This window comes from Nocardia sp. NPDC050412, from assembly GCF_044458825.1.
Classification (GTDB): Bacteria; Actinomycetota; Actinomycetes; order Mycobacteriales; family Mycobacteriaceae; genus Nocardia.
Genome location: NZ_JBITIJ010000013.1, coordinates 21,297 through 38,072, shown reverse-complemented (window position 1 = coordinate 38,072; position 16,776 = coordinate 21,297). Strand labels below are relative to the sequence as shown.

Here is a 16,776-nt window from a genome sequence, read left to right as displayed (position 1 = left end):
CCTGGTCATCGCGGACTTCGAAGGGGCCGAGCAGCAGTACACGCACGGCAGCAAGCCTGCCGTATCAGGTAGGGGAGTCGACGTTCTGGTGGATCGGCTAACGACTGTGCGGCAGGATGCCGAGTGTCACGGCCAATCCGGCCGCGATGCATCCAGCGGCCGCGGCGCTGGTCGGGAAGGAACGGGTGATGGTGGCGATGCCGGCCACGAAAATCAGGCAGGTTGCCGAGGCCAGCAGCGCGGTTCCGCGATCGACACCGGCCCGCCGGTGAATTCGCTTGTGCGTCACTGTCATGTTCGCTGATTACCCGATTGCCGAGTTATGAAACTGTTATCGACCGCGACAGGCCGAATCATTCCGTGACAACTGCCGTCTCCGACGCGCCTCGAGTGGTAGGACTGGCAGATGGGCAATGACGAGACGGACGCGGACCTGATCGAACTCGCCACCAAGATCTTCGATCTAGCTCGGCATGGCGATGCCGAGCAGCTCACGGCGTACCTCGATGCCGGTGTCCCGGTGAACCTCACCAACGACAACGGCGACACGCTGCTCATGCTGGCCGCCTACCACGGTCATCAGGACGCGGTGCAGGTGCTGCTCGGCCGCGATGCCGACCCGAACCGCGCCAATGACAAGGGACAGACACCGCTGGCCGGTGCCGTCTTCAAGGGCGAGACCGAGATCCTGCGCGCTCTGCTCGCCGCCGGTGCGGATCCGGATGCCGGGACACCGTCCGCGCGGGCCGCGGCCGCCATGTTCGGCAAGAACGATCTGTTGAGCTTGTTCGGGGCGTGACCGATTGGCATGAGCCCGAACGCCGATTCGGCTGCGTTCGGGCGGATCGGTATAGTCGCCGCGGATGAGTAGTGTCACCACCCCAGATAGGTCCAAGCCCGTGAACCGACGATTCGGGCGCGCGGTGTGGCTGGTGCCGGTGCTGCTCGTCGCCTTCGTCACCTGGTGCCTGCTGGCGCCACTGTGGCCCTTCCACCGGATCACCGGTGGGTTCATCGACCTGCAGGTGTACCGGCTCGGTATCGAGGCGCTGCGCGACGGCGCGGATATGTACGGTCAGCTGCCGCAGACCACCATCGGTATCGGCCTGCCATTCATCTATCCGCCGTTCGCCGCGCTGGTGCTGAGCCCGTTCGCACTGCTGCCGTGGGACGCCGCGGCGTTCACCTTCTTCATCTCCTCGACGCTCGCGCTGGCCGTGACGCTGTATCTGGTCGCGCGGCGGCGCTGGCCCGAGCGTGGCGGATTACCTCTTGCGCTGCTTGCCACCTCCTGCGCGACCCCGCTGGCCATGCTTTTGGAGCCGGTCCGCTCGACGTTGGACTTCGGACAGGTGAATCTGCTGCTGATGGTGTTGGTCGCGGCCGACGCACTGACCGCGAAGCCGAAGTGGCGGCGCGGCATGCTGGTCGGCGTGGCCGCCGCGATCAAGCTGACGCCGGCCGCGTTCGTCCTCTATTTCCTGGTGCGCCGGGACTATCGCGCCGCGATCACGGCCGCGATCACCGGTGCGGTGGCGACCGCCCTCAGCTTCGCGATCCTGCCCAAGGAATCGGTCAACTACTGGTTCGGCGGACTCGGCAATGTCTCCGGGCTCAGCGGCTCGTCCTTCCATACCAACCAGTCGATCCAGGCCGTGCTCGCCCGCTTCGGCGTGGAGAAGCCGCTGTTCACCGTGCTGTGGCTGCTGCTGAGTGCGGCGCTGCTCGCGCTGGTGGTCCCGGCCATGCGTCACGCCGCCGAGGTGCCCGCGCTCGCGCTGTCGATCAACGCCGTCTTCACGCTGCTGGTCTCGCCGATCTCCTGGTCGCACCACTGGGTGATGATCGCGCCCGCGCTGTTCGCGATGGTCTGTTACGCGACCACACTGCCGCGCGGCCGGGCGATCGGCTGGTATGTGGCAATCGTCCTCACCACGGCAGCATTCGTCTACGGGCCGCAGAATTGGCTGCCCGGCGATAATCGCCGCGAATTGGCTTGGACCCCTTGGCAACACCTGTGGGGGAATACCTACGTGTGGTTGAGCGTTTTGCTGGTGGTTGCGTACCTCGTTGCCAGCAGGCGGACGAAGTCGCAAGTGGGCGAACGCGATCGCGCGTCGAAGGATGTCGATCTAGTCGATCTGGCAGGTCCTCGCCCGGCGGCCTGACCATTTCTGGGATGCCGGGTTTTGGACGGAGGGTGCCGCGTGGTCGCGATCGATATCGAACGGAATCCGAAGCCGGCGTGGCCGCTGACGCCCCTGCGCGCGGTGCACGCGCGCGGGCTCGGCGGGGTGCCGCCGACGGCACTGGTGCTGATCGGGATCGTCAGCGTGCAGGTCGGTGCGGCGCTGGCCAAACAGCTGTTCACTGCCACCGGTGCTGCGGGGGCGGTCACGCTGCGACTGTTCTTCGCCGGAGTAGTGCTGCTGGTCATCTGGCGGTCCTCGCTGCGAATCGAGCGGCGCGCGCTACTTGTCGTGCTCGGCTACGGCACCGTGCTCGCCTCCATGAATCTGTGCTTCTATCAGGCCATCGACCGGATTCCGCTGGGTATGGCGGTCACCCTCGAATTCTTGGGGCCGCTCACCGTCGCGCTGGCGGGCTCGCGGCGATGGACCGATCCGGTGTGGGCGGTGCTCGCCGGTGGCGGCGTGCTGCTGCTGACAAAGGCGGGCGGTGATGTCGGCTGGTCGGGTGTGCTGTTCGCGTTGGCCGCGGGAGCCCTGTGGGCGAGCTACATTCTGCTGAGCGCCGCACTCGGTGACCGGACCAGCGGCGGCGGGGGATTGGCCATTGCGATGGCCTTCGGCGGTGTGCTCATGGTCCCGGTGGGCATTGCCGACGCGGGGGCGACGTTGTTCCAGCCGTCGGTCCTCGCCGCCGGTTTCGCGGTCGCGATGTTGTCGTCGGTGCTGCCGTATTCCGTGGAACTCGAAGCGTTGCGGCGCATTCCACCGCGCGTCTTCAGCGTGCTGATGAGCCTGGAACCGGCGGCCGCCGCACTCGCCGGACTGATCGTCCTCGGCCAGATCATGCATGCGGCGCAATGGGCGGGCGTCATCTGCGTGGTGGCGGCCTCCATCGGAGCGACCCGCACAGCGCGGCGGAAATAGTCAGCACCCTGCACTACCCGGGGCGAAGATCGGGATTTCGCACCACCACGGCTTGATCACCGGCGGTGTCGCCGGTGCGCCCGCGACGATCCAGTCGCCCTGTACGGATACCTCGCGGGGTGACAGCGGTTCGTTGGCCGGACCGGTGGCGACGGACCCGTCGAGATTGAATTTGCTGCCGTGACAAGGGCAGTTGATGGTGCTGCCCGCGATTTCGTTGAGGGCACAGCCCTGATGCGTGCAGATCACTGAGAAGCCCCGGTAATTACCGGGATTCGGTTGGGTCACCACGGTGTCGCCGAGGATGAGGCCCGAGCCGACCGGTACGTCTGAGGCGCGGGCGATGGCGTTCTCCGGTGCGCCCTCCTCGACCCGCGGCGCAGGTGCGGGTTGTTCCGGGACCTGTTGATGGGTGGCGGGTAGCGGTGCGAACGCGCCCGCGACGATCCATTCGCCCTGAACCGAGATGGTGCGCGCGGCGAGCGGCTGAGTGGCCGGACCAGTGGCCACGGATCCGTCGAGATTGAATTTACTACCGTGACAAGGACAGTTGATGGTGCCGCCGCTGATCGTGCCGACCGCACAGCCCGCATGCGTGCAGATCACCGAAAAGGCTTGGTAATTACCGGGACTCGGCTGGGTGACGACGGTATCGCCGAGTAGCACTCCGGAACCGATCGGCACATCGGAGGTGCGGGTAAGCGCGGTGCCGGGAACCGGTTCCGGCCCGGCCTGCACCTCGGTCGGGGGCGGCGTCGGTTCCGCGGACGGCGCGGCGGCGACCGAACTCGACGAACTCGGCACCGCGGTGGCAGTGGAAGTGGCTTGGTTCGAGGAGGTTTCGCTCGTAGAACAGGCCGCGACAACTGCCGCCGCCCCTGCTCCGATGACGATTGTTCGACGGTTGACGTGTTCGACGCTCATCGGGACCTCGGCGTTGTCGGCTCGTTGTTGTAGGTGTTACGAGATGGCCGCCGATTCGGTTCGAGGTCGTTTCGGATTCTTGCCGAGGTTGGCGCTGCCTACCGCCCGGGTGAGACCGGACCGGGCGGGGCAGCCACCGGCCATTGAACAGAACAGTTCTGAGACCAGAGGTAGGTGTTCGATGAGACTCTCCTGAGAAACTCGGCGGCGCTACCCATAGGCGCGCGGTGTGACCCGTAGGCTGGAATGATGCGGGCGATTGCGTTCTACGAATTCGGCGGTCCGGACGTACTGCAGATCGTCGACATCCCGATCCCGGAACCGGGCCCGGGCCAGGTCCGGGTGGCGGTGCGAACCACTGCGGTGAATCCGGTGGATTGGAAGATCCGTTCTGGCGCATTATCTTTCGGCGAACCGGTGTTTCCGCAGTATCCGGGTGGTGAGATCGCGGGTGTGATCGATGCGGTCGGTCCCGATGTCACCGGGGTCGCGGTCGGCGACGAGGTACTCGGCTGGGCGGTCGCGGCGTATGCCGAATACACCCTCAGTAACGCCGTTGCGAAGAAACCCGAGGAATTGTCCTGGCCGGATGCCGCATCGCTCCCGGTCGCGGTATCGGCAGCGGAGAAGTCATTGGCGGCACTGAAAATACAGCCGGGCGAAACACTGTTGATCAACGGTGCGTCCGGTGCGGTGGGGTCGATGGCGGCGCAACTGGCCGCGGCCGAGGGGGCCACCGTAATCGGCACCGCATCCGCGGCCAATCAGGATATTGTGCGCGAACTCGGCGCCACGCCGATCACCTACGGCGTCGGATTGGTCGAGCGCGTGCGCGAACTCGCGCCCAATGGCATCGACGCGGTCTTCGATGCGGCCGGATATGGTGTGCTGCCGGCCGCCATCGAATTGCGCGGCGGCACCGACCGGATCGTGACGATCGTCGACCCGACAGCCCGCGAACTCGGCATCACTTTCCTCGCCGGTAGCGGTGCCCAGCGGCCGACCGAACTCCTCCACCAGGTCGCCGAACGGGTCGCCAGTGGTGCGTTTCGGCTGCCGGGCCCGGCGCGGACCTTCCTGCTCGAGCGCGCGGCGGCCGCACAGGAGGAGAGCGAAAAAGGGCGTGGCCCAGGCAAGGTCGTCCTCAACGTGAGCTGACCCCGTCCCGGAACGCCTTGTTGCGAACGACAACCGGCGTACCATCTTTTCTTGCCGTGTGCCGATCGGAGCCGCGGCAAAGAGGAGGACGGGCGCGATGGCCGGTAGTCCATCGGCGGACGGAACGGGCCGCGGTGTGCTCGATGCCGGTTTCCAGATCCTGGAGGCCATTTCGGCGGCACCGGAGGGCTGTGGACTCTCGCAACTGGCCCGCACCACCGGATTGGCGAAGGCCACCGCATATCGGTTGACCGAACAATTGGTGGCGCTCGGTGCCGTACAGCGAGTGGAGCAGCGGTATTTCGTCGGCGAGCGGATGGCGGAGCTCGGGCGGCATTGGCAGGCGGCGCCGATCCTGCGCCGGGCCGCGCAACGACCGGCCCGGGTATTGTCCGCATTAACGAATTCGACTGTCGCGGTGTGCATTCTCGACGCGGGCGAGGTTCGCATGGTCTCCGGGATCAAAGGTGCGGAGTTCTTCGTCAACACCACCGCGGATCCGGAGTTGGTCTACCGCACCGCGCTGGCACAGGTGCTGTTCGCGGGACGCGCCGACAATACTGTCCCGCCACCGACATATTCGGCCGCGGAATGGCAGCGTGTCTGCTCCGGAATCGTCGACGCCGGAATGGTTTCCGTCGACCATCACAAGCTGATCGCCGGGATATGTTGTGCCGCAGCGGCTATCCGTCAACCGGGCAGGTGTGATGCGGCCGCGATCGGCTGTATCTCTCTGGCCCAACAGTTTCCGCCGAATCTGCCCGGTCTGGTCGCACATACCGCCCGTGAAATCGAGAAGAATCTTCGCTGATCGGTTCGTTCAGTGGACCGGGCCGTTCCTGCATGCTCGGCGGGCGAACCAGGATAGATGGGCTGTCGAACGCTGAAGGGCCGATCCACCGATGCAAGACTCCGATCTCTGGGGCCACCGCTACGTCTCCTCATCCGTCACCGAGAATGGCCGACCGCGATTCCTGGTCCGCGGCACCCGGATCACCCTGTGGTTCGTCGACGAAACCCGCCGCCTCTCCGCCCACGCGGGTGCCAATACCGTGATGTTCGAGGTGGATCCCGACAGCGGCGTCCTGAAAACCCGATCCCCGTTCTCCACCGTGCTGTCCTACCCTCGGGAATTCGCCGCCCAGGACTCCTGGCTCACCGAATTCCTGCTGCTCGCGCCCACATGGACCACCACCGGTGACGGCACCCTCATCCTCAGCGACGACCGCATCAGGATCGAGCTGCAACAAACCGCCGACTGCCCCTGATACCTAGCTCGCCGGAATAAGAAAGCTTTCGACAACTCGGCGGACCTTGGACACCGCATCGGCTTCGCCGAGGCGCAGTGCGGTATTGGCGGCGCAGAGGACGGCGTCGATCTGGAAGGCGGCGAGATCGATATCCAAATCGGCGATTTCGCCCGCATCGACGGCATACCGGAGTTCGCGCGCCATGGTCGCTATCCAGTCGCGCTGATCGCGCACCAGGGCAGCGCGCACCGGGCCGGGGCGACTGTCGAACTCCGCCATATTCGCGACCCGATAGCAGCCGCCCGCGAACAGCGGTGTCTGCGCGTAGACGATCCAGTGTTCGATCAGGGCGCGAAGTCGTGCCACCCCATGCGGTTGTGCGCGGGCGGGCTGGATGACGGCATCGACGAACATATCGCGGGCGAAATCGAGCGCCGCGAGTTGCAGCGTCTCCTTGGTCTTGAACAGGGTCTGCACCCCCGCTTTGCTGAGCCCGGTATCGGTCGCCAACTTGCCGAAGCTCAAACCGTCGAGACCATTGAGGGAGGCCGTGTCGACTGCCTGGCGCAATACGAGCTGGCGACTCCGGGCACCGCGCAGCAGGCGCTTGTCCTCCGTAGTCATAACCAAAGAGTACGTCCGACCGTATAGCTAATCAACCGGCGTCACCATAGCGTGCAATAGATCGCGCAGAGTTCGCTGCTGAGTGGCGGTGAGCGAGGTCAGTGGCGACTGCGCCCCGAGTAGGTCGAGCGCCTCGGCGCGCCGCCGCTCCCCGGCTGCCGTCAGCACGATCTGCTTGGCGCGTCGGTCGGTCGGATGTGGTTGTCGCCGAACGAGATCCTGCTGTTCGAGGCGGTCCAGCACGAAGGTCGCGTTCGACGGCTCGCACGACATTCTGGTGGCCAATTCGCGCGCGGTAATCGGCTCCGACAGTTCGCGCAGGGCGATGACCTGCGACGGCGTCATATCCAACGTCTCGGCGACGCGGCGAACGTGCACGTCGAGGCGGTGGGTGAACTGATGTACCAGCTTGCAGACATCGCGGTCGATCTCGGTATCCACGGCGAGATTCGGTGCTGCCTGCTCCTTCATGCCGCCGAGTCTAGTGCCACGCTTCGAACTGTGATAGTTCTAGTTCAAATCATTTGAGTTGTCACTATCTGGGGAGTGAATGTATGCGTCCTGCTGTCTTTGCGCTCATGCTGGTGGTCTTCAGCCTGACCACCGGCGAATTCGTGATCGCCGGAATCCTGCCCGAGGTGGCGGATGGACTCGCGGTATCGGTGCCCGCGGCGGGTCTGCTGGTAAGCGCCTATGCGCTCGGCATGATCGTCGGCGGGCCGGTGGTGACCGTGGCGACGGCGCGGCTGCCGCGCAAACCACTGGTGGTCGGTTTGGTCGCGGTGGCGGTCGTCGCGAATCTGGGCTCGGCTCTCGCGCCGAACTATTCGACCGTGCTGCTGGCCAGATTCGCCGCGGGACTCGTGGTGGCAACGTTTTTCGCCGTCGCCATCGCGGCGGTCGTCTCGACGGCCGAACCCGGCCGCGAGGCATCGGCGGTGGCGCAGGTGGCGCTCGGCATGAATCTCGGCATTGTCGGCGGCACTCCGATCGGCGCGGCTATCGGCCAAACTTTCGGCTGGCGTGCGACATTCGTGTCGGTTGCGTTGTGCGCGGCGGTCGCGCTACTGCTTGTGCTGCGTTTCCTGCCGACGATGCCCGCGCTGTCGAGCGGATCGGTGCGCGGCGAGCTGCGCGTATTCGCCGATCGCCGTGTGCAATTGGCGATTGCGCTTACCGCGCTCGGCAATGTCGGTGTGGTGACGGTCTTTACGTACTTCACCCCGCTGCTCACCGAAGTGAGCGGCTTCGCGGCGGGGGTGGTTCCCGCGCTGCTGCTGGTGTACGGAGTCGGCGCGGTGCTCGGCAATTATCTCGGTGGACGGCTGGCCGATAGGGCGCTGATGCCATCGCTGGCCGTTCTGCTCGCAGCCCTGGCGGGCACGCTGGTGTTGCTGTGGGGAGTCGCCGATATTCAATTGATCACGGTGGCAATGATTTTCGTACTGGGTGTGCTAGCCTTCGCGATCATTCCAGGTATGCAGACCCGGGTCGTGACCTCGGCGGGCGGGGCACCCACACTGGCGATCGCGGTCAATGCCTCCGGATTCCAACTCGCCGCCGCGTGCGCGGGCCGCATCGGCGGCTGGGCCATCGATGACGGACCGGGGCTGCGTTCGATCTATCCGATAGCCGCTGTCCTCACGGTATCGGGCTCGGCGATGGCACTGTACATGCTGCTGCGTGATCGCAAGCCCGCGGTGGAATCGAGCTGACCGGTATGTCGTTGAATCCGATTGCTGCACAATCTGTCTCGAGTTGAGCCGCTATTATCTGGCTAGACGCTTACCAGCGTCGCCGATATCAGAAGAGGGGTACGACTGTGAGCATGATTCTCGCCGCGGCACATGACACGTATGGAGCAGTCCTGGCCCAACTCGGCAATCCGACACCGGAGGCGCCGCCCCTCGCGGACAAGATCCTGCAGATGGTCCGCTATTTCACCTGGTTCATCCTGCTCGCGGGCATTACCGCCATCACCTACGCGGGCGGTCGGTTCGCCTGGGAGAAGTGGTCCGGTGGTGGCCTGCAGTCGCCGAAGATGGTGGCCGGAGCCATGATCGGCGGCGTCGTCGCGACCAGCGCGGGCACCATCATGAATGCCGTAATCGGCAGCTAGGCACGCCATTTGATGGAGCAACCCATGCTCGGCCGGTGCGGCTCGGGCACGGGTGCTCCGGTGAGTACCGCCTCGACGGCGGCGCGTAATTCGTTGCCGGTCACCGGTTTACCGTTGCCGGGGGTGGATTCGTCGAAGGCGCCGCGGTACGCGAGTTCGAGGCGTGCGTCGTAGAGGAAGAAGTCCGGTGTGCACGCGGCGCGGAAATCTCGGCCCACCTGCTGTGTTTCGTCGATCAGGTAGGGAAACTTCCAACCGGCGCGATCGGCTTGGGCCCGTAGGTGTTCCGGCGCGTCATCCGGGTAGGCGTCGGCATCATTGGTGCAGATCGCCACGGTCGGGATGGTCAGTGTGCCGAGCACCTCGCCGAGCTTCGACTCGAGGTGCCGCACATACGGGCAGTGGTTGCAGGCGAAGACGACCAGTAGCCCGGACCCGTCCGCATAGTCGGCGCGGGCATGCAGGTGACCGTCGAGGTCGGGCAGACTGAATTCCGGAGCGGGTGTTCCGATCGGGACCATCAGGGATTGGACCGACATGAGGTGCCTCCATCCGAGTCGATATCGAGCGTAGTGCGTTTATCGCGCCAGATCCGCCGGATCGGTGTTGGCCCCGCACAGTACGACGCAGACCCGTTCACCCGGCTCGGGCCGATAGGCCTGGGTGGTCAATGCCGCGAGAGCCGTTGCGGCGGCGTGTTCCACGGCAACGCGGCGGTCCTGCCACAGCGCCAGCCGGGCCGCGATAATGTCGGCGTCGGGGACGAGCACCGAGGTCACGTCATAGTTCTGCGCCGCGTGTAGTGCCAGTTCGGTGGCGCGGCGGGCGCCGAGAGAATCGGCGGCGACCGAATCGACCGGCGCGTCGACGATCCGTCCGGCCTGGATCGCGTCGTGCAGCGCCCGGCAGCGTTCCGGCTCCACCGCGATCGTCCGGACGCCGTAGTGGTCCGCGGCCGTGGCGACTCCGGCGAACAGACCACCGCCGCCGACCGCGACGACAACGGTGTCCAGCCGTGGGAGCTGATGGTGGATCTCTACCATCAGCGTGCCCGCCCCGGCGGCGACGTAGGGGTTGTCGTAGGCGTGTGAGGGCAAAGCGCCACTGGTATCGGCGAATTCGCGACAGGCGGCGAGTGCTTCAGCGTATTCGGTGCCGACCAGGCGTACATCCGCGCCGTAGCCGCGCAGCCGTTCGACCTTCACCGTCGGCGCGGTAGTCGGTAGGAATACCGTCGCCGGTACTTCCTGTTCGCGGGCCGCCCACGCACACGCGAGTCCGGCGTTTCCGCCGGATGCGATGGTTACGCCCGCATCCGGCAGCGTCCCGTCGTCCTGGTGCGCCTGGATGAAGTTTCGGGCGCCACGGGCCTTGAACGAGCCGGTGTGCTGCATGAATTCCAATGCCAGCCACAGCTCACCCGTTGCGTCCCCGGGTGCGATGGCGACCGGCCGCACATGCCCGGTGATCCGATCGGCGGCGGCCTTCACATCGCCGTAGCTCAGCTCCATTCGCACTCCTGTCCTCGGGTTGCTCATTGCTCATCCTGCCCTCTCATCAGGCGTTGGGGAGCGCCCGGTGCAGGGGGTCGAGTAGATCGGTGAGGTGGTGGTCGTAGGGCGCCTGATCGAAGACCGTGGTGTCGCGCATGGTGAAGCCGTAACGGGTATTCGGGGAGGGCGCCGAGGCGTAGCGGACGTGCGCCACGTCGAGGGCGCTTGCCAAACGGGCGATCGGCTCCGGAGTATCGAATCATCTTGGCTCGCATGGGCGATCAACAATTCGGTGGTAGATATCCATCGAGTCCTCTTATTTGCGAACAAATTGCTGATATTCCCACCATGTAGTCTGCGTCCCATCTGGAAGTTGTAGTCATGCTCTGTCGAAGAGAGGTTGACCTGTGAAACTGATCTGGATGACGGTGACGGCCGCACTTGCCGTTGCCGTGGCGGGCTGCTCCGATGACAAGTCCACGACGACCGCATCGAGTTCGTCCGTACCTGCGCAGACGAGTTCGGTGAGTGCGACACCGATCGAAAACGAGGAGCCGGGCGAGGGCGTGCGGATTCCGTTGGGGGAGACCATGAAAGTGCCGATTCCCGCCGATGCCGTGATGGATATCAGGGTGCCCGTCGACTGGGGCGCGGCTGGCGCCGGACTGCGCTGCGCGGTAACCGACAGCACCGGACGCAACGAAGACCTCCGTTCCACGAATACGAAAAAACAGGAAACAATCGGCGGAAAAGAATGGATGACGTTGTGGACCTTTTCCTCACCCGCGGGCGCCGAGGTCACCGTCGGATGTAAGGATCCGGAGGCGAAAATCGCCGCGGGCGACGATCATCTGATCCGGGTCGTCCCGCGTGGCATCACCCCGCACTGAATCGCTGTGACGCGGGCGCCCACCCCGCCTCCCGGGCCTGTGGTACGCCACCGCGATTGTCTACCGTGTAGACGATTTCCACCGATCCGCCGGGCAATGCGCGCGAACTGTCGAGGGTGAGGCCGGTGTCGATATCCAGGGCTTCGGTCAGCCGCATCCCGCCGCCGACGAAGAAGGGCAGCACGACCAGTTCGAGCTTGTCCAATGCGCCTAGTGCGCGGAAGGTTTCGATGGTGCGCGGACCGCCGATCAAGTGGACATCACCACCGCGATTGGCCGCGCGCAGCTGCTCGAGCAATCGCGTCGGATCGCTGTCGACGGTGACGTGATCGGGAGTGCCCGCGGGGCGCTGCGATGCGAGCACGAACACCTGCAGTGTCGGCCACGGCCAGCGGTCATTGGTCAGCGCGGGCGCGAAGGTGGTGTGCCCCATGAGCGCGGCCTCGCAGGTCGCGACGAATTCCGGAACGCCGTGGCTTTCGCCGGGCACATACGCCGGGTCGACTACCTGTGGCGGCCACCCAGTGGGCGTGGTGATGTAGCCATCGGCGCTCATGCACAAGCGAGAACGGATTCGCATACGACGTGCCTCCTCGGTGGTGTGGTCCAGTCTGCTCGATACGACGACGCGGCCGCCGGGAATTCATCGGCGACCGATCACCAATCCCAGTAGGCGCAAGGCGAGTTCGGTATCGCCCGTGACGTGCACGCGGTCGACCACATCCGCCGGATCGAGTTGGCGCGTGCCGAGGCGACCGAGGGTGTGCAGGTCGGTGGTGACGGTGGCATCGGCATTGGCGAGTTCACCGGGTGTCACGGTGGCTCGTCCGTCGTCGATGACGATGGCCGCAGCGGAACCGTCGATGTGGAACTGGATCGTCGCCCGCATGTCGGCGGGAGGGTCGATCAGTGTCGCGAGGAAGACGAGCGTCCATTCGGCGCGGTAGCTCTCCTCGGGCCGTCGCGGTTCGTCGAAATGGTGCCGCATGCCCCACATGGCAAGGGGGACAAGCGCTGCCGCGAGTTCCCGACCGGCCGGGGTGAGTTCGTACACCTGCGACGCTGCCGGTGGCGGCAGGGTGGTCCGGCTGATCAGGCCGTCGTCGTCGAGCTGTTTGATGCGCGCGGCGAGCAGGCTGGTCCCGATGCCGTCGAGTGCGTCGGCGAGGTCGGTGTAGCGCTTCGGGCCCGCCATGAGTTCGCGGATGATCAGCAGCGTCCAGCGTTCGCCGACGAGATCGAGGCTGCGGGACAGTCCGCAGTACTGGTTGTAGGTGCGCCGCGCCATCGCCATCCTTTGAGTTCGAAATCATGGTGTGCTTACTTCTAAATCTTATGTTAGCTTCGAGTTGGGGGGTTGGTCGAACTCAGGAGAGACCCGTGACTACATCGCTGACGAATTCCGCCGAACTCACCGCACTTTCCGCCGATATCCCGACTGCCGTGCGCCACCACTTCGTTCAGATCGATGGCCTGCGCATCCACTACGCCGAGGCGGGCGCGGGTGAACCGCTCATCTTGCTGCACGGCTGGCCACAGCACTGGTGGGAGTGGCGGCACGTGATCGCACCGCTCGCTCAGCGGTATCGGGTGATATGTCCGGATATCCGCGGCCTCGGGTGGTCCGAAGGATCCGGTGACGGCTATACGTTCGAGCGCTTGGCGCGTGATCTCGTCGAATTGCTGGATCGGTTGGAAGTGGATCGAGCGCGGGTGGTCGGACGTGATTGGGGGCTGGTCGTGGGGTATCGCGCCTGCCTGAACTGGCCGGAGCGGTTCGACCAGTTCGTCGCGCTGGCCGGTGTGCATCCGTGGACTATCGATGGGGTGCGTCCCGCGGTATTCACCAGACCGTGGCACGTCTACGCGCTTGCCGCGCTTGGACGTTCGTCAGCACTCCAAACGGTGCTGACAAAGCGGAGTCTGCGCGCGTGGCGGCACCAGGGGCGCTTCAGCGATGCGGAGGCCGCGGTCTATCTGTCCCGGATGCGCACACCGAGTGCGCATGCGGCGACCATCGACTTCAATCGCAATGTGATGTTGCACGAGGTACCGCATTTCGCACGGCACTACCGCATGATGCGGCTGCGGGTGCCGACCCTGCACCTCAACGGCGCCTGCGATCCGCTCTCCGAGGGCGTGCCGGACAGCTATCGCGATTACGCCGACGATATGCGCCTGGAACGGATCCCGGACTGCGGTCACTACGTGCCGGAAGAGCGGCCGCAGTGGCTGGCCGACCGGCTGCTGACCTTCCTCGGCTGAGGCGCGAGGCGGCGCGGGTAGCCTCGGATTCGTGGCAGAGGTAGTGCCGGGATACCGGGAGCAGCCGTCGCGGCTGCCGGGCGCCGTGGTGTGGACGAATACCAATGTCACCGGGGCCGCAGCCTTACCGGTGTTGCCGGACGGATGTATGGATCTGCTGTGGAGCAATGGCAGGTTGCTGGTGGCCGGACCGGACACCCGGGCGTATATGGCCGATGGTGCGACGGGCACTCGATGGGTCGGGATTCGATTCGCACCGGGCAGCGCGCCCACACTGCTCGGGGTGCCCGCGCACGAATTGCGCGATAAACGAGTGGAGTTGCCGGATCTGTGGCCCGCGGCGGCGGCTCGGCGGCTCGCGGAACAGGTCGGGGCGGCTGCGGATCAGACCGCCGCATTGGAGGCGATCGCAATGCGGCGGGCCTACCACACCGAACCGCCCGACCCGGTATTGCGACGGATCGTCGATGCGCTGAATGCAGGATGGTCGGTGGCGGCGACGGCCGAAGCAGCGGGGCTCGGTGCGCGGGTATTGCATCGACGTTCGCTCGCGGCCTTCGGCTACGGGCCCAAGACATTGGGCCGAATCCTGCGGCTGCAGCGGGCGCTCGCGGTGGCCCGCAGCGGAGTACCGCTCGCGGACACCGCATTTCGTACCGGATTCGCCGATCAGGCCCACCTCGCGCGCGATGTGCGCGAACTGACAGGTATGCCGTTGAGCGAGTTGCTCACCCGCTCATAGCGAAGGCTCAATCGGACAGCGGGGCGTACAGATCGACGCTATTGCCATCCGGATCCAGGATCGTCGCGTAGCGCTGGCCCCAGAAGGCGTCCCATGGCTTCAGTTCGCCGCGGTATCCGGCATCGATGAGTTCGCTGTAGACCGCGTCGACCTCGGCGGGGTCCGCGCACTGGAAGGCCAGGCCGAGTCGCCCTGCGGAAGTCGGCGGCTGCCACTCGGAGTGGAACGACTTGATCACGGCCTCGGTATCCAGCGTCAGGCGCATACCGCCGGGCAAGGGGGCCTCCATATGCCCGTCATCCGCCTCCGGGAATTCGAGACCCAGGCGTCGGTAGAAGGCGAGGGAGGCGGCCATATCGCTGACGACAATGCCGATGACATTGAGTTGTGGAGTCATACCCGCAGCGTATGCCGCCCTTCGGTGGGCGTCTTGAACAAATCGGACTCAGCAGGCGGTGGCCGGGATCAGTTCCGCGATGAGGTTCTCGACCAGGATGCGGATCCGGTCGCGGATCGAGCGCACGATGGCGATGTCCTCATCTGTCGCCTCCGGCAGCATCCAATCGCGGTAGCTGATACCGGGGAAGAACGGGCACACGTCGCCGCAGCCCATGGTGACGACGACATCGGACATGGCGACCGCGTCCACGGTCAGCAGCTTCGGCGCGTGCGCCGAGATATCGATATCGAGTTCGGCCATGACCGCGACGGCGGCCGGATTGATGGTGTCGGCGGGCGCGCTCCCCGCGGAGTGCACATCGATGCGGTCGCCGGCGAGCGCATCGAGGAATCCGGCGGCCATTTGCGACCGGCCCGCATTGTGGACACAGACGAACAGCACGCTGGGCTTGTGAGCCATGTGCGGGAATACCTTTCAGGCTGGTGCGTGGTTCTGGGCGCAATGTCGGGATTGTCGGACGGTTGCACCGGGTCTGCGTCGTAGGGTGCGTGATACGTATACCAGGATGGGTGGAATATGTTTCGCGACGAGGGGGGCGACTTTGTCCGCCAAAGCATCTCGAGGCCCGTCGCTCGAGAGTTGTTGCCGCACGCGGGATATCGACCGAGAAGAAACCGGTCGGTCAGAAATTCAGTGTTTTGCCTGGATATGACGCGGCCCGCGGTGCCGGAGCGGCAACCGCGGGCCGTGCACGCGCGCGAAGCGTCACATGGGACGCAGGTTGATGACCTTGCGCAGCCGCGCCCGATCGCGCTCGAGCCGCCGCGCCTCGTATGCGATCGGGAAATAGCGCACCCGCTCCGGTAGCAGCGGCACCGTGCGGGCGATGAACCACCCCAATGCCTTCAGCTTGCGCTCATCGGACTCCGACCACGTCAGGCCGAGCTTGCGCCGGGCTGCCTCCGGGGTGGTGCCGACGGTGACGAAGTACTGCAGCCACCCGACGGGTGCGGCGGCGCTTTTCCAGACCGGGTGCAGTACCCGTGGCAACTGGGTCGGCGGTGCGATCGTCCGGATCACCTTCAGGTAATCGTGTGCAGTACCGGTCGCCTGCAGGTGGTTCTCCACCATATCTGTGAAGAATTTCTCGAATTCTGTGTAGTCCGCCGGAATCTCCTTGGGGGCGACCGAGAAATTTCGCATGAGTTGCACCGTCTCCTGGAAGTACGCCTCCTTCTCGGCCGCGGTCAGTGGGCGGCGGGCGAAGTATTCGGTGCTCACGGTGAAGGCGAAGGTGCCGGTGTGCAGCACCCAGGCCCAGGGCCCGGAGGCCAGCGCCTTGTGCCGGACGCCGTCCGGAGTGGTGGTATTGAGCGAGGCGTGCATCTTGCGCAGGCGATCCGCCTCGGCGATCGCCTCGTCGCCGCCGTAGATCCACATCATCACCGAACCGATGCTGCGCACCGCGCGTCCGAGTGGATCGGTGCGGAAAGTGGAGTGTTCGTCGACGACGGCGGCAATGGTCGGTTCCATGGTCTGCAGCAGAAATGCCGAACCGGCGGTGAGGGAGAAGGTGATCAAGCCGGTCTCGTCCCACATGCGCGTCCCCGGTGCGAACGGGCGGCGCTCCGGTGTGGTCCGCGAATCGGCGTCCGGTGCGACGGCTGTCATTGCGATCTCCTTTGATCGACCATCTAAGAACTTGAGAGACTTAGTGTAACAATCTCTCACAAATTTGGCTTGTCGACCGCTCTGTCCTGGGCACCGCTGACACGGCCCCCTAGGCTGAATCAAT

23 protein-coding genes are annotated in these 16,776 nt (G+C 65.4%); 11 read left to right on the top strand and 12 right to left on the bottom strand.

What is annotated here, in order from left to right:
• Nucleotides 1-97: 97 nt before the first annotated feature.
• Nucleotides 98-295: a hypothetical protein gene (locus ACIBI6_RS30975; RefSeq protein WP_364345082.1), complete on the bottom strand. Its 198-nt coding sequence runs from the start codon at nt 293-295 to the stop codon at nt 98-100.
• Between the two features lie 111 nt (nt 296-406).
• On the opposite strand from ACIBI6_RS30975, the gene ACIBI6_RS30970 reads away from it, so the two are divergent.
• The 3 genes from ACIBI6_RS30970 (at nt 407) to ACIBI6_RS30960 (ending at nt 3,116) form a co-directional block, all read left to right on the top strand.
• Nucleotides 407-799, top strand: coding sequence for an ankyrin repeat domain-containing protein (locus tag ACIBI6_RS30970; RefSeq protein ID WP_364345080.1), 393 nt, complete (start codon nt 407-409; stop codon nt 797-799).
• Between the two features lie 64 nt (nt 800-863).
• Nucleotides 864-2,168 carry a glycosyltransferase 87 family protein gene (locus ACIBI6_RS30965; RefSeq protein ID WP_364345078.1) on the top strand — a complete coding sequence of 435 codons (1,305 nt, stop codon included), beginning with the start codon at nt 864-866 and terminating at the stop codon, nt 2,166-2,168.
• Between the two features lie 39 nt (nt 2,169-2,207).
• Nucleotides 2,208-3,116 (top strand): EamA family transporter, encoded by a 909-nt coding sequence (locus ACIBI6_RS30960; RefSeq protein WP_364345076.1) that lies wholly within the window; start codon nt 2,208-2,210, stop codon nt 3,114-3,116.
• On the opposite strand, the gene ACIBI6_RS30955 is transcribed toward ACIBI6_RS30960, so the two are convergent.
• A complete protein-coding gene (locus ACIBI6_RS30955) occupies nt 3,117-4,040 on the bottom strand; it encodes a Rieske 2Fe-2S domain-containing protein (protein WP_396958673.1) in 924 nt (307 codons plus the stop codon).
• Nucleotides 4,041-4,289: 249 nt separating this feature from the next.
• Here ACIBI6_RS30955 and ACIBI6_RS30950 point away from each other — a divergent pair, with 249 nt between their 5' ends.
• The 3 genes from ACIBI6_RS30950 to ACIBI6_RS30940 all read left to right on the top strand — a co-directional run bounded on the left by ACIBI6_RS30950 (nt 4,290) and on the right by ACIBI6_RS30940 (nt 6,466).
• Entirely contained in the window at nt 4,290-5,198 is a 909-nt protein-coding gene (locus ACIBI6_RS30950) for an NADP-dependent oxidoreductase (RefSeq protein ID WP_364345074.1), read from the top strand.
• Nucleotides 5,199-5,295: 97 nt separating this feature from the next.
• Entirely contained in the window at nt 5,296-6,009 is a 714-nt protein-coding gene (locus ACIBI6_RS30945; RefSeq protein ID WP_364345072.1) for a helix-turn-helix domain-containing protein, read from the top strand.
• Nucleotides 6,010-6,100: 91 nt separating this feature from the next.
• Entirely contained in the window at nt 6,101-6,466 is a 366-nt protein-coding gene (locus ACIBI6_RS30940) for a hypothetical protein (RefSeq protein ID WP_364345070.1), read from the top strand.
• A 3-nt stretch (nt 6,467-6,469) separates the two neighbouring features.
• Here ACIBI6_RS30940 and ACIBI6_RS30935 read toward each other — a convergent pair whose 3' ends face one another.
• Together ACIBI6_RS30935 and ACIBI6_RS30930 are read right to left on the bottom strand one after the other, a co-directional pair.
• Entirely contained in the window at nt 6,470-7,072 is a 603-nt protein-coding gene (locus tag ACIBI6_RS30935) for a TetR/AcrR family transcriptional regulator (protein ID WP_396958672.1), read from the bottom strand.
• A gap of 27 nt (nt 7,073-7,099) precedes the next feature.
• Nucleotides 7,100-7,543 (bottom strand): MarR family winged helix-turn-helix transcriptional regulator, encoded by a 444-nt coding sequence (locus ACIBI6_RS30930; RefSeq protein WP_396958671.1) that lies wholly within the window; start codon nt 7,541-7,543, stop codon nt 7,100-7,102.
• An 83-nt stretch (nt 7,544-7,626) separates the two neighbouring features.
• Here ACIBI6_RS30930 and ACIBI6_RS30925 point away from each other — a divergent pair, with 83 nt between their 5' ends.
• Complete coding sequence (locus ACIBI6_RS30925; RefSeq protein ID WP_396958670.1) at nt 7,627-8,787, top strand: MFS transporter; 1,161 nt, start codon at nt 7,627-7,629, stop codon at nt 8,785-8,787.
• Nucleotides 8,788-8,900: 113 nt separating this feature from the next.
• Complete coding sequence (locus ACIBI6_RS30920; protein ID WP_364345216.1) at nt 8,901-9,191, top strand: hypothetical protein; 291 nt, start codon at nt 8,901-8,903, stop codon at nt 9,189-9,191.
• Here the strand turns inward: ACIBI6_RS30920 and ACIBI6_RS30915 are convergent.
• Genes ACIBI6_RS30915 through ACIBI6_RS30905 form a run of 3 tightly spaced genes read right to left on the bottom strand, consistent with a single transcriptional unit; the run spans nt 9,188 to nt 10,916 of the window.
• Complete coding sequence (locus ACIBI6_RS30915; protein WP_364345062.1) at nt 9,188-9,730, bottom strand: thioredoxin family protein; 543 nt, start codon at nt 9,728-9,730, stop codon at nt 9,188-9,190. The genes ACIBI6_RS30920 and ACIBI6_RS30915 overlap by 4 nt on opposite strands.
• A 39-nt stretch (nt 9,731-9,769) precedes the next feature.
• Nucleotides 9,770-10,702, bottom strand: a complete 933-nt coding sequence (locus tag ACIBI6_RS30910) for a threonine/serine dehydratase (RefSeq protein ID WP_396958669.1) — start codon at nt 10,700-10,702, stop codon at nt 9,770-9,772.
• A gap of 46 nt (nt 10,703-10,748) precedes the next feature.
• Complete coding sequence (locus ACIBI6_RS30905; RefSeq protein WP_364345058.1) at nt 10,749-10,916, bottom strand: hypothetical protein; 168 nt, start codon at nt 10,914-10,916, stop codon at nt 10,749-10,751.
• Nucleotides 10,917-11,091: 175 nt separating this feature from the next.
• On the opposite strand from ACIBI6_RS30905, the gene ACIBI6_RS30900 reads away from it, so the two are divergent.
• Nucleotides 11,092-11,574, top strand: a complete 483-nt coding sequence (locus ACIBI6_RS30900; protein WP_396958668.1) for a hypothetical protein — start codon at nt 11,092-11,094, stop codon at nt 11,572-11,574.
• On the opposite strand, the gene ACIBI6_RS30895 is transcribed toward ACIBI6_RS30900, so the two are convergent.
• Together ACIBI6_RS30895 and ACIBI6_RS30890 are read right to left on the bottom strand one after the other, a co-directional pair.
• Nucleotides 11,561-12,154, bottom strand: coding sequence for a dihydrofolate reductase family protein (locus ACIBI6_RS30895; RefSeq protein WP_364345054.1), 594 nt, complete (start codon nt 12,152-12,154; stop codon nt 11,561-11,563). The genes ACIBI6_RS30900 and ACIBI6_RS30895 overlap by 14 nt on opposite strands.
• 63 nt (nt 12,155-12,217) lie before the next feature.
• A complete protein-coding gene (locus ACIBI6_RS30890) occupies nt 12,218-12,862 on the bottom strand; it encodes a winged helix-turn-helix transcriptional regulator (protein ID WP_396958667.1) in 645 nt (214 codons plus the stop codon).
• Between the two features lie 23 nt (nt 12,863-12,885).
• Here ACIBI6_RS30890 and ACIBI6_RS30885 point away from each other — a divergent pair, with 23 nt between their 5' ends.
• Nucleotides 12,886-13,839: an alpha/beta hydrolase gene (locus ACIBI6_RS30885; protein ID WP_364345050.1), complete on the top strand. Its 954-nt coding sequence runs from the start codon at nt 12,886-12,888 to the stop codon at nt 13,837-13,839.
• A 31-nt stretch (nt 13,840-13,870) separates the two neighbouring features.
• Nucleotides 13,871-14,581 (top strand): helix-turn-helix transcriptional regulator, encoded by a 711-nt coding sequence (locus ACIBI6_RS30880; protein WP_364345048.1) that lies wholly within the window; start codon nt 13,871-13,873, stop codon nt 14,579-14,581.
• A gap of 7 nt (nt 14,582-14,588) precedes the next feature.
• Here the strand turns inward: ACIBI6_RS30880 and ACIBI6_RS30875 are convergent, their stop codons facing one another.
• The 3 genes from ACIBI6_RS30875 to ACIBI6_RS30865 all read right to left on the bottom strand — a co-directional run bounded on the left by ACIBI6_RS30875 (nt 14,589) and on the right by ACIBI6_RS30865 (nt 16,652).
• Nucleotides 14,589-14,978 (bottom strand): VOC family protein, encoded by a 390-nt coding sequence (locus ACIBI6_RS30875; RefSeq protein WP_364345046.1) that lies wholly within the window; start codon nt 14,976-14,978, stop codon nt 14,589-14,591.
• 48 nt (nt 14,979-15,026) lie between these two features.
• A complete protein-coding gene (locus ACIBI6_RS30870) occupies nt 15,027-15,440 on the bottom strand; it encodes an arsenate reductase ArsC (protein ID WP_364345044.1) in 414 nt (137 codons plus the stop codon).
• 306 nt (nt 15,441-15,746) lie between these two features.
• Nucleotides 15,747-16,652, bottom strand: coding sequence for an oxygenase MpaB family protein (locus tag ACIBI6_RS30865; protein WP_396958666.1), 906 nt, complete (start codon nt 16,650-16,652; stop codon nt 15,747-15,749).
• Nucleotides 16,653-16,776 lie beyond the last annotated feature (124 nt).

Bases quoted from the DNA above. Each gene is read 5' to 3' on its own strand.
- ACIBI6_RS30975 (WP_364345082.1), bottom strand. From the start codon at position 295: ATGACAGTGACGCACAAGCGAATTCACCGGCGGGCCGGTGTCGATCGC.
- ACIBI6_RS30970 (WP_364345080.1), top strand. From the start codon at position 407: ATGGGCAATGACGAGACGGACGCGGACCTGATCGAACTCGCCACCAAG.
- ACIBI6_RS30965 (WP_364345078.1), top strand. From the start codon at position 864: ATGAGTAGTGTCACCACCCCAGATAGGTCCAAGCCCGTGAACCGACGA.
- ACIBI6_RS30955 (WP_396958673.1), bottom strand. From the start codon at position 4,040: ATGAGCGTCGAACACGTCAACCGTCGAACAATCGTCATCGGAGCAGGG.
- ACIBI6_RS30950 (WP_364345074.1), top strand. From the start codon at position 4,290: ATGCGGGCGATTGCGTTCTACGAATTCGGCGGTCCGGACGTACTGCAG.
- ACIBI6_RS30945 (WP_364345072.1), top strand. From the start codon at position 5,296: ATGGCCGGTAGTCCATCGGCGGACGGAACGGGCCGCGGTGTGCTCGAT.
- ACIBI6_RS30940 (WP_364345070.1), top strand. From the start codon at position 6,101: ATGCAAGACTCCGATCTCTGGGGCCACCGCTACGTCTCCTCATCCGTC.
- ACIBI6_RS30935 (WP_396958672.1), bottom strand. From the start codon at position 7,072: ATGACTACGGAGGACAAGCGCCTGCTGCGCGGTGCCCGGAGTCGCCAG.
- ACIBI6_RS30930 (WP_396958671.1), bottom strand. From the start codon at position 7,543: ATGAAGGAGCAGGCAGCACCGAATCTCGCCGTGGATACCGAGATCGAC.
- ACIBI6_RS30925 (WP_396958670.1), top strand. From the start codon at position 7,627: ATGCGTCCTGCTGTCTTTGCGCTCATGCTGGTGGTCTTCAGCCTGACC.
- ACIBI6_RS30920 (WP_364345216.1), top strand. From the start codon at position 8,901: ATGATTCTCGCCGCGGCACATGACACGTATGGAGCAGTCCTGGCCCAA.
- ACIBI6_RS30915 (WP_364345062.1), bottom strand. From the start codon at position 9,730: ATGTCGGTCCAATCCCTGATGGTCCCGATCGGAACACCCGCTCCGGAA.
- ACIBI6_RS30910 (WP_396958669.1), bottom strand. From the start codon at position 10,702: ATGGAGCTGAGCTACGGCGATGTGAAGGCCGCCGCCGATCGGATCACC.
- ACIBI6_RS30895 (WP_364345054.1), bottom strand. From the start codon at position 12,154: ATGCGAATCCGTTCTCGCTTGTGCATGAGCGCCGATGGCTACATCACC.
- ACIBI6_RS30890 (WP_396958667.1), bottom strand. From the start codon at position 12,862: ATGGCGCGGCGCACCTACAACCAGTACTGCGGACTGTCCCGCAGCCTC.
- ACIBI6_RS30885 (WP_364345050.1), top strand. From the start codon at position 12,886: ATGGTGTGCTTACTTCTAAATCTTATGTTAGCTTCGAGTTGGGGGGTT.
- ACIBI6_RS30875 (WP_364345046.1), bottom strand. From the start codon at position 14,978: ATGACTCCACAACTCAATGTCATCGGCATTGTCGTCAGCGATATGGCC.
- ACIBI6_RS30870 (WP_364345044.1), bottom strand. From the start codon at position 15,440: ATGGCTCACAAGCCCAGCGTGCTGTTCGTCTGTGTCCACAATGCGGGC.
- ACIBI6_RS30865 (WP_396958666.1), bottom strand. From the start codon at position 16,652: ATGACAGCCGTCGCACCGGACGCCGATTCGCGGACCACACCGGAGCGC.